The organism is Bacillus sp. JNUCC-21, from assembly GCF_041222765.1.
GTDB classification, from domain to species: domain Bacteria; phylum Bacillota; class Bacilli; order Bacillales; family Bacillaceae; genus Bacillus; species Bacillus velezensis.
Genome location: NZ_CP166019.1, coordinates 3079513 through 3095646 on the forward strand (window position 1 = coordinate 3079513; position 16134 = coordinate 3095646).

The 16134-nt window shown below is 48.9% G+C and carries 17 protein-coding genes; 5 read left to right on the forward strand and 12 right to left on the reverse strand.

The features are described 5' to 3' along the window. Nucleotides 1-17: 17 nt before the first annotated feature. Nucleotides 18-1091, reverse strand: coding sequence for a M42 family metallopeptidase (locus JNUCC21_RS15515; RefSeq protein WP_003152370.1), 1074 nt, complete (start codon nucleotides 1089-1091; stop codon nucleotides 18-20). Between the two features lie 157 nt (nucleotides 1092-1248). On the opposite strand from JNUCC21_RS15515, the gene JNUCC21_RS15520 reads away from it, so the two are divergent. Beyond that, a complete protein-coding gene (locus tag JNUCC21_RS15520) occupies nucleotides 1249-1566 on the forward strand; it encodes a PepSY domain-containing protein (RefSeq protein ID WP_003152366.1) in 318 nt (105 codons plus the stop codon). 55 nt (nucleotides 1567-1621) lie between these two features. Here the strand turns inward: JNUCC21_RS15520 and JNUCC21_RS15525 are convergent, their stop codons facing one another. From JNUCC21_RS15525 to trmB, 3 genes are all read right to left on the reverse strand, one after another. Then, the gene (locus tag JNUCC21_RS15525; protein WP_239033932.1) at nucleotides 1622-3319 is read right to left on the reverse strand and encodes an NAD-dependent malic enzyme; all 1698 of its coding nucleotides are present in this window, start codon (nucleotides 3317-3319) and stop codon (nucleotides 1622-1624) included. 78 nt (nucleotides 3320-3397) lie between these two features. Next, nucleotides 3398-4243: an MBL fold metallo-hydrolase gene (locus JNUCC21_RS15530; protein WP_239033931.1), complete on the reverse strand. Its 846-nt coding sequence runs from the start codon at nucleotides 4241-4243 to the stop codon at nucleotides 3398-3400. Nucleotides 4244-4301: 58 nt separating this feature from the next. Then, nucleotides 4302-4955: a tRNA (guanosine(46)-N7)-methyltransferase TrmB gene (gene trmB, locus JNUCC21_RS15535; protein ID WP_003152359.1), complete on the reverse strand. Its 654-nt coding sequence runs from the start codon at nucleotides 4953-4955 to the stop codon at nucleotides 4302-4304. Nucleotides 4956-5140: 185 nt separating this feature from the next. On the opposite strand from trmB, the gene JNUCC21_RS15540 reads away from it, so the two are divergent. Next, the gene (locus tag JNUCC21_RS15540; RefSeq protein WP_003152357.1) at nucleotides 5141-5419 is read left to right on the forward strand and encodes a YtzH-like family protein; all 279 of its coding nucleotides are present in this window, start codon (nucleotides 5141-5143) and stop codon (nucleotides 5417-5419) included. Here the strand turns inward: JNUCC21_RS15540 and JNUCC21_RS15545 are convergent, their stop codons facing one another. From JNUCC21_RS15545 to thpR, 4 genes are all read right to left on the reverse strand, one after another. Next, a complete protein-coding gene (locus tag JNUCC21_RS15545; RefSeq protein ID WP_003152355.1) occupies nucleotides 5420-6217 on the reverse strand; it encodes a phosphotransferase family protein in 798 nt (265 codons plus the stop codon). A gap of 270 nt (nucleotides 6218-6487) precedes the next feature. Further along, a complete protein-coding gene (locus tag JNUCC21_RS15550; protein ID WP_108654998.1) occupies nucleotides 6488-7417 on the reverse strand; it encodes a YegS/Rv2252/BmrU family lipid kinase in 930 nt (309 codons plus the stop codon). Nucleotides 7418-7469: 52 nt separating this feature from the next. Further along, nucleotides 7470-8402, reverse strand: a complete 933-nt coding sequence (locus tag JNUCC21_RS15555; protein WP_369878303.1) for a hypothetical protein — start codon at nucleotides 8400-8402, stop codon at nucleotides 7470-7472. Nucleotides 8403-8428: 26 nt separating this feature from the next. Then, nucleotides 8429-8980 (reverse strand): RNA 2',3'-cyclic phosphodiesterase, encoded by a 552-nt coding sequence (gene thpR / locus JNUCC21_RS15560; protein ID WP_012118221.1) that lies wholly within the window; start codon nucleotides 8978-8980, stop codon nucleotides 8429-8431. An 89-nt stretch (nucleotides 8981-9069) separates the two neighbouring features. On the opposite strand from thpR, the gene cysK reads away from it, so the two are divergent. Then, nucleotides 9070-10041 (forward strand): cysteine synthase A, encoded by a 972-nt coding sequence (gene cysK, locus JNUCC21_RS15565; RefSeq protein WP_020954278.1) that lies wholly within the window; start codon nucleotides 9070-9072, stop codon nucleotides 10039-10041. Nucleotides 10042-10078: 37 nt separating this feature from the next. Here cysK and pepV read toward each other — a convergent pair whose 3' ends face one another. Continuing rightward, nucleotides 10079-11470 (reverse strand): dipeptidase PepV, encoded by a 1392-nt coding sequence (gene pepV, locus JNUCC21_RS15570; RefSeq protein WP_305175905.1) that lies wholly within the window; start codon nucleotides 11468-11470, stop codon nucleotides 10079-10081. 95 nt (nucleotides 11471-11565) lie between these two features. Here pepV and JNUCC21_RS15575 point away from each other — a divergent pair, with 95 nt between their 5' ends. After that, nucleotides 11566-12870 carry an NCS2 family permease gene (locus JNUCC21_RS15575; RefSeq protein ID WP_072589476.1) on the forward strand — a complete coding sequence of 435 codons (1305 nt, stop codon included), beginning with the start codon at nucleotides 11566-11568 and terminating at the stop codon, nucleotides 12868-12870. A 33-nt stretch (nucleotides 12871-12903) separates the two neighbouring features. Here the strand turns inward: JNUCC21_RS15575 and JNUCC21_RS15580 are convergent, their stop codons facing one another. Further along, on the reverse strand, nucleotides 12904-14064 hold the full coding sequence (locus tag JNUCC21_RS15580) for an ABC transporter permease (RefSeq protein ID WP_043021702.1): 1161 nt from the start codon (nucleotides 14062-14064) through the stop codon (nucleotides 12904-12906). Further along, nucleotides 14061-14765: an ABC transporter ATP-binding protein gene (locus JNUCC21_RS15585; protein ID WP_014418670.1), complete on the reverse strand. Its 705-nt coding sequence runs from the start codon at nucleotides 14763-14765 to the stop codon at nucleotides 14061-14063. The genes JNUCC21_RS15580 and JNUCC21_RS15585 overlap by 4 nt, the downstream gene beginning before the upstream one ends. A 280-nt stretch (nucleotides 14766-15045) precedes the next feature. Between JNUCC21_RS15585 and JNUCC21_RS15590 the strand changes: the two genes are divergently transcribed. After that, nucleotides 15046-15267 carry a DeoR family transcriptional regulator gene (locus tag JNUCC21_RS15590; RefSeq protein WP_003152337.1) on the forward strand — a complete coding sequence of 74 codons (222 nt, stop codon included), beginning with the start codon at nucleotides 15046-15048 and terminating at the stop codon, nucleotides 15265-15267. A gap of 127 nt (nucleotides 15268-15394) precedes the next feature. On the opposite strand, the gene JNUCC21_RS15595 is transcribed toward JNUCC21_RS15590, so the two are convergent. Further along, on the reverse strand, nucleotides 15395-16114 hold the full coding sequence (locus tag JNUCC21_RS15595; protein ID WP_007408795.1) for a pseudouridine synthase: 720 nt from the start codon (nucleotides 16112-16114) through the stop codon (nucleotides 15395-15397). Between the last annotated feature and the right edge of the window lie 20 nt (nucleotides 16115-16134).

Below are 16134 nucleotides of genomic sequence, written 5' to 3' on the forward strand. Positions count from 1 at the left end.
CGGTCCTGCTTATTTTTTTACACATTTTCTCTGATCGTTTCGACCGTCTGTTTGTCACTCGCCATGACCAGCTTAATGAGCATTTCTTTCGCCGCGGCATAATCATCGACATGGATGATGGCGGCATTTGTATGAATGTATCTTGAACAAATGCCGATGACGGCAGACGGAACCCCGCTGTTTGATATGTGGACCCGTCCGGCATCCGTTCCCCCGCCTGAAGCGAAATATTGATAAGGGATATTGTGCGTTTCCGCCATATCAAGGACGAACTCTCTCATCCCGCGGTGCATGACCGTCGTTCTGTCGAGAATGCGGAGCAGCACCCCCTCGCCGAGACGGCCGAACAGCTCCTTATCGCCGCTCATATCATTTGCCGGGCTGGCATCAAGCGCGAAAAAGAGATCAGGCTGAATCATGTTGGCCGCTGTCTGCGCCCCTCTCAAGCCGACTTCCTCCTGAACGGTGGCCCCGGCGTACAGATTGTTCGGCAGGTCTTTTCCGTGCAGCTCTTTTAATAGTTCAATGCTTAACCCGCAGCCGTAGCGGTTATCCCACGCTTTGGACAATATTTTCTTCTCGTTGGCCATCGGGGTGAACGGGCAGACAGGCACGACCTGCTGTCCCGGTCTGATCCCCATTTTGACCGCGTCCTCTCTGTCATCGGCACCAATATCAATCATCATATTTTTGATCTCCATCGGCTTTGCGCGCTGGGCATCCGTTAAAATGTGGGGAGGGATGCTTGAGATGACGCCGATAATCGGTCCGTTATCCGTCTGCACCTCGACGCGCTGGGCAAGCAGCACCTGACTCCACCAGCCGCCGAGCGTCTGAAATCTCAGCATGCCGTTATCCGTAATCTGTGTCACCATAAACCCGACTTCATCCATATGCCCGGCTACCATAACGGTCGGCGCATCTTCAGCGCCGCGCCTTACTCCGAAAACACTTCCGAGTCTGTCCTGCACGATGTCATCCGCATATTTCGCAAGCTCCCGTTTCATAAAGGAGCGGACCTGATGTTCATTTCCCGGTGCGCCGGGAAGCTGCGTCAGCGTCCGGAAAAGCGTTTTCGTTTCCTCATTCATATTTTCCCCTCATTTCTATGTAATGCTTTTATTTTATTAGAAAAACAACCGTTTTCCAAGCGCTCAGATGAATGGGCTGTAAAACCGCCGCTTTACTTAACACCGTCTGGCATCTTCTGTATAATAAAAACTACGACATAATTGGAGGTGCTTCATATTGAAATTACGTCATTTTCTCTTAGGTGCAGGAGTCGGATTATGCGCTGCCATCGCAGTGAAAAAGTATGCGATGAAACCTTATATCTCTTCAGAAAAAGCGCTCCGTATCGTGAAAGCGGCTTTTAAACAGCGCGGGCCGATAGACGGATCATGGATTTACACAGAGCCGGAGCCCTACCAGGTAAACGGAGAAACCATCCAGGTATACAAAACCGGCGTGACACGTTCGGCATTCGGCGAACTGGAGCAATATGAAGTTATGGTCAATGCAAAAACAGGCCAGATTGTCGATGTCATTGATTCTGTCGCCTCATAATTCGGACAAGCAAAAAATAAAGCCCAAAACCATCAGCGTTTTGGGCTTTATTCGGTTACATCGGCCGAATTCGTTTATATACAGGGTGCCACATCGCGTCCTGCACCGCTTGGATCAGATCCTCGGGTTCCGTTTCCGCTACACCGTCCTGAATCGCAGCTTTCGCTACAGCTACCGCCACAGTTGCCGATACCGTCCTGAGATCCTCCACTTTCGGAAGCATCGGCGCCCCCGGCTTGCCGACGTCCACCATACCGGCGATGGCATTCGCGCAGGCAACGAACATATTGTCCGTAATGAGCCTTGCTTTTGTCACAATCGTGCCGAGTCCGAGTCCCGGGAATACGAGCGCGTTGTTCGCCTGTCCGATATGGTAGGTAACGCCGTTATACGCGACAGGCGGGAATGGACTTCCCGTCGTGACAAGCGCGCGGCCTTCCGTCCATTTAATTAAATCTTCAGGTTTTGCTTCTGATAATGTGGTCGGATTTGACATCGGCAAAATAGCGGGCCGTTTGACATGCGAGGCCATTTCTTTGACGATTTCTTCCGTAAATGCGCCTGATACGGTGGATGTGCCGATCAGAATCGTCGGCTTGGCCTGACGCACCGTCTCCGCCAGATCAATTGATCCGCCTTCACCGCTGCGGCCGTACTCTTTCACTTCATCAGCAGAGCGGGCGTACGGAACCTGAAAATCACGCAAGTCCTTCATATCATCCGTTAATAATCCGTTTCTGTCGATACACCAAAAATGGCTGTAGGATTCTTCTTCGCTTAATCCGTCATGCACCATGGCTTCGCGCAGCTGCTCAGCAATTCCGATACCGGCCGTTCCCGCGCCGAAGACGACGACTTTATGCTCTTTTAAAGGCACTTTTGATGCTTTCGCACACGCTAAAACAGCTGCAAGCGACACCGCGCCCGTTCCTTGAATGTCATCATTAAACGTACAGACTTTATCTTTATACCGTTTCAATATGCCGCGGGCATTAGCCGTACCGAAATCCTCCCAATGAAGCAGCGCATTCGGGAATGTTTCCCGGGCAAGCGAGACATACTCATCAATAAAGCGGTCATATTTCTCGCCGCGCACTCTTGAATGCTGGTTTCCGACATACAGCGGGTCATTTAAGAGGCTTTCCTGATTTGTCCCCGCGTCCAACACGACCGCAAGCACTCGTGACGGATCAATTCCGGCCGCCGCCGTATACACCGCAAGTTTTCCGACAGAAATGGCGATGCCGCCGACGCCCCAGTCACCGATTCCCAGAATGCCCTCGGCATCTGTCGCAACGATTAAGTCAATGTTTTCATTTTTTCCGAACTGCTGAAATGCGGCGCGCATTCCTTCAGGGTCATCTATTGACAAATACAGACCGCGGGGTTTTCTGTACTCATGGCTGTAACGCTGGATCGCAGTGCCGACGGTCGGCGTATATACGATCGGCAGCATTTCGCCTAAATGATCATTTAACAGCCTGTAAAATAACGTTTCATTCCGGTCATGGAGAGCGGTCAAGTAGACATTTTTGCTCAGCTCATCAGGCTGCGAACTGAATTGTTCGTAGGCCCGCCTCGCCTGCTCTTCGATTGTCAATACTTTCGGCGGCAGAAATCCCTCGAGCCCGAGTTCCTTTCTTTCCTCCTGTGTAAAGGCCACCCCTTTATTTAAAAAAGGCGTAGAAAGCACTTCTAATCCGCGCAGAGTTGTTTTGATTTCTCCATCTTTCGTCACTTGAAATTGATTCACCTGTCTCTTCCTTTCAAAGCAATTTGTCTTAGGTTTGCTTTTATTCCCGAAATTCATACAGGTAAATCATCGATCCGCCTATTTTTTCTCCCGTCTGACAGATGCAGCCACTTCGCCGTCTTCTCCCCATTTTACCGCTCTGTAAATCGCGTCGTGATAGAAAATCAGCCAGGCGTCTTTTTCTGCCGCGAACGTCTGCCATTTCTGCTTTTCTGGAATAGAGGTCATCGGATAATCATCATAGGCCAGCACCCATAACGGATTTTTATGCGCATTCGTCGGCATCAGGTCGGCAAAATGCACAGCCGTCTCCCCTTCGTCTTCTAAGACGATGACGCTGTGGCCGTCGCTGTGGCCGCCGGTGTGGTGCATCGTAATGCCTTCTGTCAGCTGATACTCGTTCTCAAAGGTTTCGACCTGATCTTGTACCGCCTCCCAATTTTCTCTCCAATATGTATTTTTCGATCTGATATTAGGGTTTCTCATTTCGCGCCACTCTGTCGCAGAAGTGATAATGCGGGCATTCGGGAAAACAGAGACAAGCTCCTCTCCGCTGTATTCCGTCAGGCCGCATGCATGGTCAAAATGAAGATGGGTCATCGCGGCAATATGAATGTCCTCACAGGAAAGCCCGAGTTCACGAAGAGATTGTTTCAGATTGGATTCCTGTGTTACGCCGTAATTCCTTTTTTGTTTATCAGAGAATTTCCCTCTGCCGATACCCGCGTCAATCAATATATTCAGGCCGTTTTTTCTGATCAGAATCGGGTCTGTTCTTAATTCAATCTGGTTTTTGTCATTTACGGGGTATTTTCTCGACCATAAAGGCTTCGGGACAACGCCGAACATCGCTCCTCCGTCCATATGCGTTACACCGCCGTCCAGCCATGTTAATGAAATATTCCCAATATTCAATGTCTCCATCTTGATCCCTCCTGATGTAATGGTAGCAAATGGCGGCATAAAAAAACAGACTCCCGCATCAGAGTCTGTCTTTTGTTCTCCATTCAACTTCGGCCCGGTAAATCGGCTGGCCGAGCGCGGAGAATTTTTCTTCGTATTCTGTCATAATATTGCCCTTCGGATCGCTGTTGTGCAGATCAAGGCTGACTTCCGTCAGAAGCAGGCCGTATTCGGAAAAGCTTTTCAGAGAGTATTCGAATAAACCGCGGTTATCGGTTTTAAAATGAATCTCACCTGTTTCGCCCATCACTTCTTCGTATTTTTTCAAGAACGTTTTAAATGTTAAACGGCGCTTTTCGTGACGGTTTTTCGGCCACGGGTCAGAAAAGTTTAAATATACGCGCTTGATTTCTCCCCGTTCAAATACGTCATTCAGTGTTTCCGCGTCTATATTTAACAAACGGACATTGTGAGCCCCGCTGTCCTTTACTTTTTGGACGGCAGTGACGATGACGCTTTTAAACAGCTCAATTCCGATATAGTTGATATCCGGATTCTGCTTGGCCATTCCTGAAATGAACTGCCCTTTTCCCGTACCGACTTCAATATGGATCGGGTTGTCATTGCCAAAGACCGTGTTCCATCGCCCTTTATACTGGGCCGGATCACTGATGGCGATGTCAGCGTTTTCTGCCAGAAAATCATTCGCCCAAGGTTTATGGCGCATTCTCATATGATTGACACCTCTATCTATAATTTCGAGTAACAACATACCATGAAACATAAAGAGCCGCAAGCGCCTTTTAAAGGCGCCGGCCGCATAAAAAAAGAGGCTCCCCCGTCCGGAACACTCATGTGATGCATAAAACCGCACCGCTTTGCACAATGTATGACACAGAAAGGATGTGTATATGAATCATGGGCTTAACAAGCGAACATCAGGTCCGGTTATTAAAGGACATATTGGCCGACCATCAATTGGATTGCTGCGGCACGGTTGCCGAGTATGAACAGCTCGAGCGCGTCATCAAATCACTGATGGCCAACACCGGGCTTGATTCAAATATAAAAAACGTGCTCGAGGATGTCTACCGCTACAGCCAGTCCGGCATCACGGCCGATTCCATCGACACGCATATTCAGGAGCACCAAAACCATTTGTCCCAATGGGTGGAGCAGATGGATTCGTACTCCTGACTACTTGACAATCCGCTTCATCAGGGCATGAAGCTCTTCCATGGCATCATGATACGCTTTGTCGTTTCCTTTTGATTTGTGCCAGGCGATGAAGGTGATGGTCTCCGATAACATGTACCACGCCATCCGCAGCCGAAGCCCTTCCGTGAGCTTCATGCCGTACATCCCAAGCCAGCTGTCCCACGCTGGCTCTTCGACGTAATGATACAATAAAGGGCCGAGATCCATGGCCGGATCGGCTATCATGGCGCCGTCCCAATCTATTAAATACAGCTGGTTGTCTTCAGACAGAAGCCAGTTATTATGATTCACATCACAATGGCAAACGACTTTTTCACCGAATTGCACCTGATCCACATGAGCTTCCAAATAAGCAAGGCCTTCCTGAATAAGCGGCGAAAATTGCCGCACGGCAAAGACGGCCTGCTTCAGCTGCGACAAAAGGGCGCCCGGATCAAGCGGTTCTTTTCCCAATCTTTTCAGCATGTCGAGCAAAGCTTTTGATGTGTGGATTTTGCGGAGCAGCTCAGCCACCGGGCGTCCGCTCATATCCTTTGCCTTCAGCTCCCTGCCCGCCATCCAATGCTGAGCCGTAATGACGTCTCCGTTTTCCATCCGTTTCGTCCAAACCAGCTTCGGAACAATGCCTTCGGCGGATAACACGGCTAAAAAGGGCGAGCTATTACGTTTTAAAAAAAGCTGTTGGCCGTTATGTTTCGCATAATATGCATCTCCTGTAGCTCCTCCGGCGGGGAAGATCTCCCAATCGCTACCTAGTAATTGTCCCAACCAGTTCATATCAATGTTCAACCCATCATTTCTTAAAATATTTTAGAATAGGCCTCCAGCCTTTCTCTATTGGCGGAGCGGCCTGTCATAAACAATTTCATGAGAATAAAAAAGACAGCTATTGAGAGTCTCATATGCTAATCAATAGCCGTCCTATAAATTTTAGCGCTACAGCACAAACTTCGTCAAGCAAAACTAGCAAGAACACCTGTGAATTCTGAAGATTTATGCCGCGAACCGCTCTTTGCCGTGAAACATTTGACGGGTTTCATTTGTTTATTATGTTTTTATTTTCAACGGCGTACCGCCCGGCATAAGCCGAAACGGCGTCGTTCCGATCAGCTCGCCGTCAGCGTGAAACGGAATTTTCCCATCTGTTTCAAAAACGAATTCCTTCCCCTTTATCATCGTCACTCCGTCCATTTTGATATGCCGGCCGAAGCTCATCGCCCATAAAAAACGATACAGCGAGAAAAAGGACAGGTTTTCTGCGATGACAATATCAAAATGGTTTTGACGGGGATTTGCTGAAGGCGCCGCTTTCATGCCGCCTCCGTAATAAGGGTGATTAGCCGCAATGACAAACCAGACATTGCGGAATTCACGCCTCTGGCCGTCTGCCGTGCAAACAAACCTGAACGGCTGAAACCCCGAGGCCGTATGTAAATGCGCGAGCGGGTAAATCACAAAGCCGAGACGCAAAAACCGAAGAACGCGCGATAACGGAAAATTCGCGGCTGCCTTCAAAACTGAGGCATCGAAGCCGACAGACAGGTGGTTAATAAAATAAAGTGATTGCGCTTTGTCATGAAAAAAGTTGATGCTTCCCGCAAAAAATTTCCGTGTGAGCGGGCGGTGCAGACTTTTGATTTCTTGGAGGAGCGCCGACTTCTTAATACCGAGCCCTTTGGAAAAGTCATTGTACGAACCGGCAGGCACAAAGGTCAGCTCAATCTGATCCGTTCCTTTCAGTCCGTTAATGACTTCATGCATCGTCCCGTCACCGCCGATGACGAACAGCCGCTTAAGCTTATGATCCTGCATCATTGAAATCTGCCTCGCCAGCACCTCCGCATGTCCGGGATGCCCGGTCAAAAAAGAGCGGTGGCTGGCCCCGCGCCTGGTCAGCTCTTTTTGAACTGATTTCCAGACACGCCGGCCCCGCCCGCCTCCTGAGACCGGATTAATAATAAAAAACCATTGACTCATCGTTTGTTTTCACCTGCTTCATAGATGAAGAGACAGCCGGCAAACATCCGTTTTAATCAAGCCATTCCTGTCTCCGGCTTGAATCGCTCAAGCCGTAAGACAAAAGAGCCTTCGCCGCCTTCAGCTGGTGGTGCTTGATCGGCGCCGTATTTTTCTGCTGCTTTTCCAGCCACTCTGCGGCAGTCCGTTTATCAGCTATTTCCAGCCCGTACGGCGGCTCCGGATAATCAATATAAGACGTTCTGCTGAGCAAAAGCTTCCGCACGGGAATGTCGGCCTGCTTTTCTTTTACGATTTGCGAAACGACCGAGCCCGTCCGGTGCAGGCTGAGAGACGGATTCAATACTTGGCGCGTGCTGCCGGAGCCTCTTTCTTCCCAAAAACGGTGTTTTGATCCGATATATACGCTGTCCTCTTCCGCTTCCATAAAAGCAGCGCAGAAAATCTCCAGCGGCGAGATGATGATCATGCTCAGTTCGACGGACGCCTGCTGAATTTGCAGAACCGGATGATACATCACAAAATAGGAATCGGGCAGCTTTTGAGCCAGCATTTTTAACATCCCGTCCCTTTTAACCGCCTGCGAAAGCTCAGACTTTTGAGAAAGCGTGGAGCTCGCCCATTTTAATTGAAAGTCATACAGCTGATCTTTGAAAAAAGGCGCGAGCTCAGACTTTTGAGACGGAAGATTCCCGAACAGCGCCTCTTCTCCCTCCGGCTCATCAAACCATTGGTGCCTCTTTTCATTTATATCGGCCGTATTTTCTTCTTTTCTCTTTTTTAAGGAAAATTTTTTCCTGGCCGGCGCTTGATCGGTTTCCCCGCCTGCAGCCGTTTCCGTTTCTTTTTCTTCCGTCTTCCGGTCAAACGCTTCAAGAAGCGCCTCCCAGCGTTCTTTCTTCAGCCGGATAAACTGGTTCATATAATGATATGGATCAAGTTCATATCTGGATATGCAGTCGTGAATTTTGATGATCTGTGCCATGTGATTTCTCCACTCCGAATATTTGTTTATGTCAATTGAAACTGTGCGATTTCTTCGTATTTAGGCGACCGGTCAAGATGGGTCTGAAACAGGGAAAACCGGCTGACGGCACTTTGCACCCTGCCGCTTTCAAACGGCACATCGTCAGGAAACGGCCGGTCTCCCGCCCACTTCCGCGCCATCGTCATATGAGGGTGATACGGGCGTTTTTCCACTTGAAAACCGGCCTTCAAAACAGCCTGTTTTGTTTTTTCCCGCAAATCAAAGAGCAGTTCATTCCGTTCGGGCTCAAGGTGAAGCACTCTCGGCTGTCTGCGGTCGCCGAAAATATCCAGATGCTGAAACTGTACGGTAAACGGCTGCGCTGCCGACGCAGCATCTGCGAGCAGAGACGATAATTTCGCAAGCCGTTCTTCATCCGCGGCTCCGAGAAAAATGAGTGTAATATGATAGTCATGCGGGTGCACCCATTTTTTGAATGATAACGCCGGCTCCTTTTTGGCTGCTTCCCAAATCGGTTCAGCAATGTCAGCCGGAATCGGAATGCCGATAAAATAATGCGGCAATGAAGCTTTCATACGAGGATCTCCCCCTCTTTGGTTATGGTGTTATTATAAAACGGATAAGCGGAGAGGAGAACCCTGTCCGCTCATTATGATAGGATATTATGTACCGAACGTTTTATACAGAAAGGAATGAGCCGGCCTTGAAAATCGTAAACAGCACGGCGGAGCTGATCGGCGGCACACCGATCGTAAAGCTCAATCGTCTTCAGCCAGAACATGCAGCACAGGTCTATTTAAAATTAGAATCGTTTAACCCGAGCGGCAGTGTCAAAGACAGAGCGGCTTACAATATGATCATTGAAGCGGAAAACAGCGGGCATTTAAAACCCGGCTCTGTCATCATCGAACCGACAAGCGGCAACACAGGCATCGGCCTGGCGATGAACGCGGCGGCGCGCGGCTACAAGGCAATCCTCGTCATGCCTGACACGATGACGAAAGAACGCATCAACCTCCTGAAAGCGTACGGCGCGGAGGTTGTGTTAACACCGGGGGCGGAAAGAATGCCCGGAAGCATCAAAAAAGCGAAAGAACTCGCCGAACAGATTCCGGGAAGTTTTATCCCGATGCAATTCGATAACGGCGCAAATCCAGATGCCCACCGAAAAACGACCGCCATTGAAATCTATCAGGCCGTTCAGCAGCTCAACAGACCGCTCGGTGCTTTTGTGGCAACGGCGGGAACGGGCGGAACCATTACCGGAACCGGAGAAACGCTGAAGGAGCTTTTCCCGGATATGATTGTTCATGTCGCCGAGCCCGCGGGATCTCCCGTCCTGTCTGGCGGAAAACCCGGCGCTCATAAGCTTGTCGGGACAAGCCCCGGATTTATTCCCGGCATACTGAATCAGGACGTTTACGATGAAATCATGAAAATATCTGATGAAGATGCGTATACGACAACACGCCGTCTGGCCCGGGAAGAAGGTATACTCGTCGGCCCGTCTTCAGGCGCCGCCTGCTTCGCCGCCATTGAAACCGCAAAACGCCTCCCTTCCGAACAGATCGTCATCTGTATGACGGCCGATACGGGAGAACGTTATTTATCAACGGATTTATGGTCATTTGAATGATAAAAAGGGATGCCGCTTTCGGCGTCCCTTTTTATTATCACTTGGCAAGCTCATAAATGGCTTCGGCGTATAAAGCGGTTGACCGGAGAAGGTCATCGATTTCAATGTACTCATCCTTTTGATGCGCGCTGTCAGGCCGGCCGGGGAACAGCGGCCCGAACGCGACGCCCGCCGAAAGGGATCTCGCATACGTTCCTCCGCCGATTGAAATCAGATCCGCTTTCTTTCCCGTCTGTCCTTCGTAAACCTTTTGAAGCGTCTTTACGAGCGGATGATCGGCTGAAACGTGGTGCGGTTTGCTGTCTTTAAATTCTTCAAGCCGGAATTCTTCAGCAGACGTAAAAGCATCACGGATGACATTGCTGTCTGAAGTGACGGGATAACGGATGTTGATGCCGAGTTCTCCTTCCTCACCCTTTCTGTATGTAAAGGTGCCGACATTCAATGTAAGCTCTCCGCTGATGTCATCCCTGCAATCAATTTTCAGCTTTTTGCCTCGTGTATCATTTAAAAAATAGTCACTGACGGTTTTGACAAAGTGCTTTCCGGCTCCATCCAGCTCCGTTCCGTTAAGGCATTCAGCAAGCTTTAAGCCGGCATTGACACCATTATCCGGTTCCATCGCGTGGCACGATTTTCCGTATACCCGAAGCGTCAGTTTTCCATTTTCCGAAACTGCTTCACCTTGTGTTTTTGACTGCTCAAGCCATTTGCTGAAATATGCGTGCACGGCATCAAGACCGTACCCTTCAATAACCGCTTCAGCCGCATCCGGCACCATGTTCAAGCGAAGTCCTGAACGGAATGACAGAAGCCCGTTTTTTGCGTCTTTGTCAGAAGCGCTTTGTGCAATGCGCAGTGACGCATCTATAATTCCTTTTTCCGCGTTAATGATCGGAAAATCCGCGTCAGGAGCAAAACCGATGTCAGGCATTTTTTCGTGTTTGAAGTAGTGATCCACGCATCTCCAATCACTTTCTTCATCCGTTCCGATGATGATTCTCACGCGTTTGGATAAAGGAAGCTGCATGTCTTTGACGATTTTCAGCGCATAAAACGCCGCCATTGTCGGCCCTTTATCATCAATGGCGCCTCTGGCATATATCCGGCCGTCCCTGATATCGGCTGAAAACGGATCGCTCGTCCAGCCGTCTCCGGGCGGAACGACATCGACGTGGCACAAAACGCCGACGATTTCGTCACCCGTTCCCCATTCAATATGGCCCGCATAGCCATCAAGATTCTTTACGGTGAAGCCTTCTTTTTCACCGAATTCCAGCAGTGACGTCAGGCTGGCATTGACGCCTTCTCCAAACGGCCGGCCGGGACCGGCTGTTGATTCGTCCATTACGCTGTTGATCTGCAAAAACTTCTGCGTGTCACGGATCAGATCTTCTTTGTTTCTGATGACTTCAACTTCCCAGTTCATCACAAATCCCCTTTCTTGATAAAGACTTGCAAAATGTCGATAAAACGAATAATATAGATGATGTTTTGAAAAAATGTTCGTCATTGGAGGTACTTATGTTTCATCTCGACAAGCATCAAACGACAATAAAAAGAGAAATTACCGCGGGATTGACCACCTTTTTCACAATGGTGTATATCATTGTCGTCAATCCGGTGATCCTTTCCAATGCGGGAATTCCGTTTGACCAGGTATTCACCGCGACGATTATCGCTTCCATTGTCGGAACTTTATGGATGGCTCTCGCTGCGAATTATCCGATCGCCATTGCCCCCGGCATGGGCTTAAACGCGTATCTTGCCTTTCACGTTGTCGGCACAGGCAGCGGCATTACGTATCAGACGGCTTTCAGCGCCGTTTTTATCGCGGGAGTCATCTTTATTATTTTATCGTTAACGCCTTTAAGAAAACAACTTATAGAAGCGATTCCGGACAATTTAAAATACGGAATTACGACCGGCATCGGCTTATTTATCGCTTTTATCGGCTTACGCCAATCCGGAATCATCACGGCTGATAAATCTAATCTGGTCGCACTCGGCGATCTTCATTCGCCCGCCGTCATTTTAACGCTTATCGGGCTTATCATCAGTATTGTACTGATGGTGCTGAATGTTAACGGGGCTCTGTTCATCGGAATGGCGCTGACCGCTATCATTGCCTTTTTGACCGGTCAGATTCATTTCGCGAAAGGATTCATGTCCTTCCCGCGCCTGCCGGAGGGGCTTTTAATCACAAATCCGTTCGGAGCCCTCGGGGATGTCGTGCATCACGGTCTGTACGCTGTTGTGTTTTCTTTTCTTCTCGTTACGATTTTTGACACGACCGGCACCATGATCGGTGTCGCCGAACAAGCGGGATTGATCAAAAACAATCAGCTGCCGAATGCCAGAAGAGCGCTTTTGGCTGATTCGACCGCTACGACGGTGGGAAGCATCTTCGGCACCAGCCCGACGACCGCGTTCGTTGAATCTTCAGCAGGTGTGGCGGCCGGCGGAAGAACGGGTCTGACGGCGCTGACGATTGCCGTTATGTTTGCCGTTTCCATGTTTTTCAGCCCGCTTGTCAGCGTCTTATCGGAAGTGTCCGCGATTACGTCACCGGCTCTGATTATTGTCGGCAGCCTGATGATGGGTGCGGTATCGAATATCCGCTGGAATGAGCTTGATGAAGCGTTCCCGGCCTTTCTCGTCATTTTGGCGATGCCTCTAACGTCCAGTATTTCAACCGGAATCGCACTCGGCTTCATTTCATATCCGCTTGTTAAAGCAGCTAAGAAAAAATGGCGCGAAATCCATCCTTTAGTCATCATCTTCGCCGTGCTGTTTTTTATTCAGCTTTTTATTTTGAACGGACATTAAGAAAAATCCCTTTCCTTTTTCGGAAAGGGATTTTCACATATAAAGAACGGAAAGAATCGCGGCAATGAGACACCAGGCGGAACAGATGATTTGAATGACGGTTAATGCGCTGTTTCGCGCCCTGAAATAGTCATCACTGTCTCTCTTGATACCGCTTAAAACCGGTTTATCCGTGATCCGGTCAAATAAAAGTGACGCGGCATAGCGGCTGACGATCGCAAACAAAATGAGGACTGCCGGCTTCACTAAGAGCGGAAGAACGAGAATAAGAGCCGTAAAAGCCGCGGTTAAAAGGTAAAGCTGCCGGAGATACCCGCCGTTTCGAATCAGCACTTTAAAGAACAATTCTTTCCACGCCGTATACGCCGACCGTTTTGTAAAGATGTGCTTTGAGCCGGGATATAAAAACGGCTTGCTCCGCCCTTTATGTTTACCATTCGGGAGCTGCACATCATGGCTGAGCATCAAAACAGAGGCGGCGAATGAAAGCTTGCGCCTGTTCTCCTCAAGCACTTCTTCCTCAAAGGCTGATAATGTCTCCGTCCCTTTCCAAGTCAAAAGAGCGGAACAGATGAACAATATACATCCCGCCGGCCAAAGCCAATACCATTCGGCGGCAAAGACGATCATAAAAAACGCACCCGCCATCAGAACCATCACTTTCAGCCAGCCCGCCGCCTGATTCCCGAATGTCCGCCTGCTGTTTTTTCTGTGCCGGTGCACCGCTAATATTGCGGTATGGAAGCCGAACAGACAGCAAAACATACCCGAATATGCCGGTAAGGTACAGTCACCGTATTGGCGCCATAAGGGAAATAACAATACGGCAAGCGCACCCCATTTGATAAGGGAAAGGAACATCGAATACAAAAGCGCGTACCGTTTCAGCTTTTGCATCAGATGTTTTGCATGCACCAAAAATACGTGATCCGCTTCCAGCAAAAAGGTATGAATAAAACCCGTGCACAACAGCAGGGCACTGAATACATACAGCCAGCCCCATCCTAATACTCCTGCCGCTCCATTAAGAAGCCCCCTGCCGTTCAGCCATTCAGCATATTGATAAACGGCAAATGCGGCAGCGGGAAGAACGATATACAGCGCGACCGTCCAATCAATGACCGTCTGAAACACCTTCCATTGATACCGCCAATAATGAAACAGCCTTTGAAAAAACAAAGCCCGCCCGGTCATCGCTGACTGCTCCGAACCGCTGAATAAAAGCAATCCAGCAGTGAACGGCTCCCCGTTTTTTCCTGAAGCTCCTCTAACGTGCCTTGAAGAAGCAGAGCGCCCTGATCCAGCAAATAAAACCGGTCGCAGATTTTTTCCGCCGTATCCAGAACATGAGTGCACATCAAAATCCCCGCGCCCCTTTCTTTCTCAGCAATCAGCATGTCGGTAAACAGCTTCGTTGAGATCGGATCAAGTCCGATAAAAGGCTCATCAATGATGTAAATATCCGGCTTCGCCAAAAATGCCTGTATGAGCATCAATTTTTGCTGCATCCCTTTTGAAAAACCGGAAGGCAAATCATGTTTTACAGACGTCAGCGAAAACTCTTCAAGCAGCCGCCCTGCCCGCTCACGGCATTCTTCTCCTTCTATACCCCGCAATGACCCGGTCAGCTCGAGATGCTCCCAAAGCGTCAGTTCATCATAAAAACTCGGACGCTCCGGTATGTAAGCATAAGATGAATCATTCCACTCAATTCCGCCCTCTATATCCCGGGAAAGCCCGAGAACCGCCTTTATCACTGTACTTTTCCCCGCGCCGTTCGCTCCGATTAAACCGGCAATTTCACCCGCATTGACTGACAGAGATACATCAGAAATCACCTTCGGCCTGTCAGCATAACCGGCGCAGACAATGTTTGCATTCAATAATTCTCCCAAACTTCTCACTCCCCCGTTTTCATACGGACATGTATAAAAAAAGTTTCAGTTTCCATAATAATAAAAGCGGACCGGGCATAGTAATGCACCAAGGCGGCACCCATTTGGAAAAAATTATCTGCGCTTATTCCTAGATTCATGTTGTCCATATCGTGTATAATGGAGGCAGTTAAAAGAGAAAAAACAGAATGTCATCCTTTGTTGCTTATTCGTACGAAGTTTTAGAGTCGAAAGTTGTGGTATATCAAGTCCATCCGATCTTATGATAGGGAGTGGTTTTTTGAAACCTTCAACAAATCGTATGCTGACTCGGATTAAATCAGTTTACATGTTCATCCAGGAAAAAGGCCTTGTGACAACACAGGAACTGGTTGATGAATTCGGCATTACACCTAGAACCATTCAGCGAGACTTAAATGTGTTAGCATACAATGATCTTGTTCATAGTCCTAGCCGAGGCAAGTGGGAGACAACACGAAAAAAAGTGAAAATTACATCTTAAGCGAACAATTACATAAGGCCCTTTTCGGCCTGACATGCTGCAAGGCAAAGCAGCGTCTTTGCCTTGTTTTTTGTTCCTCTATATAAAAAGCCCAAAACAAATCTGTTTTGGGCTTTTCTGATATCGATTACACTTCAGCGCCTCTCAGCGTTTCGAGCTCTTCTTCAGTCAGCTCGCGGAATTCTCCCGGTTTAAGATCCGGGTCAAGAGAAACAGCCCCCATCGAAAGCCGCTTCAAATAAGCCACTTCATTTCCGACAGCCTTTGCCATCAGCTTCACCTGATGATATTTGCCTTCTGTAATGGTCAAATGAATCACCGTTTCATCCGGGCTTTCTGTAATGATTTCAACGGCTGCTGGCTTCGTTTTATAGCCTCCTTCAATGACGACGCCTCTTTCCAGATGAACGATGTCTTCCGGTGACAGAGGCGAGGTTAACCGGACTTCATATGTTTTAGGCACATGCTTTTTCGGAGAAAGCAGGCGATGAGCGAGCTGCCCGTCATTAGTCAGAAGCAAAAAGCCTTCCGTATCCTTATCAAGACGTCCTGCCGGAAACGGTTCAAATCGCTGTTCTTCAGGTGTCAGCAGATCAACCACCGTCTGCTGGCGGCTGTCTTCGGTAGCGGACAGCACTCCTTGCGGCTTATTCATCATGACATAAATAAATTCACGATAGTCTGCCGGCTCTCCGTATACCGTGATGTCCTGTTTTTCCGGATCGACATGGGTTTTCACATCTTTCGCCGGCTCTCCGTCAATCATGACAGCCCCAGCCTTGACGATTTTTTTCACATCTTTTCTTGAGCCGAATCCGCTGTTGGCAAGCAGCTTATCAAGTCTCATCCTGATCCTCTCCTTTAAAA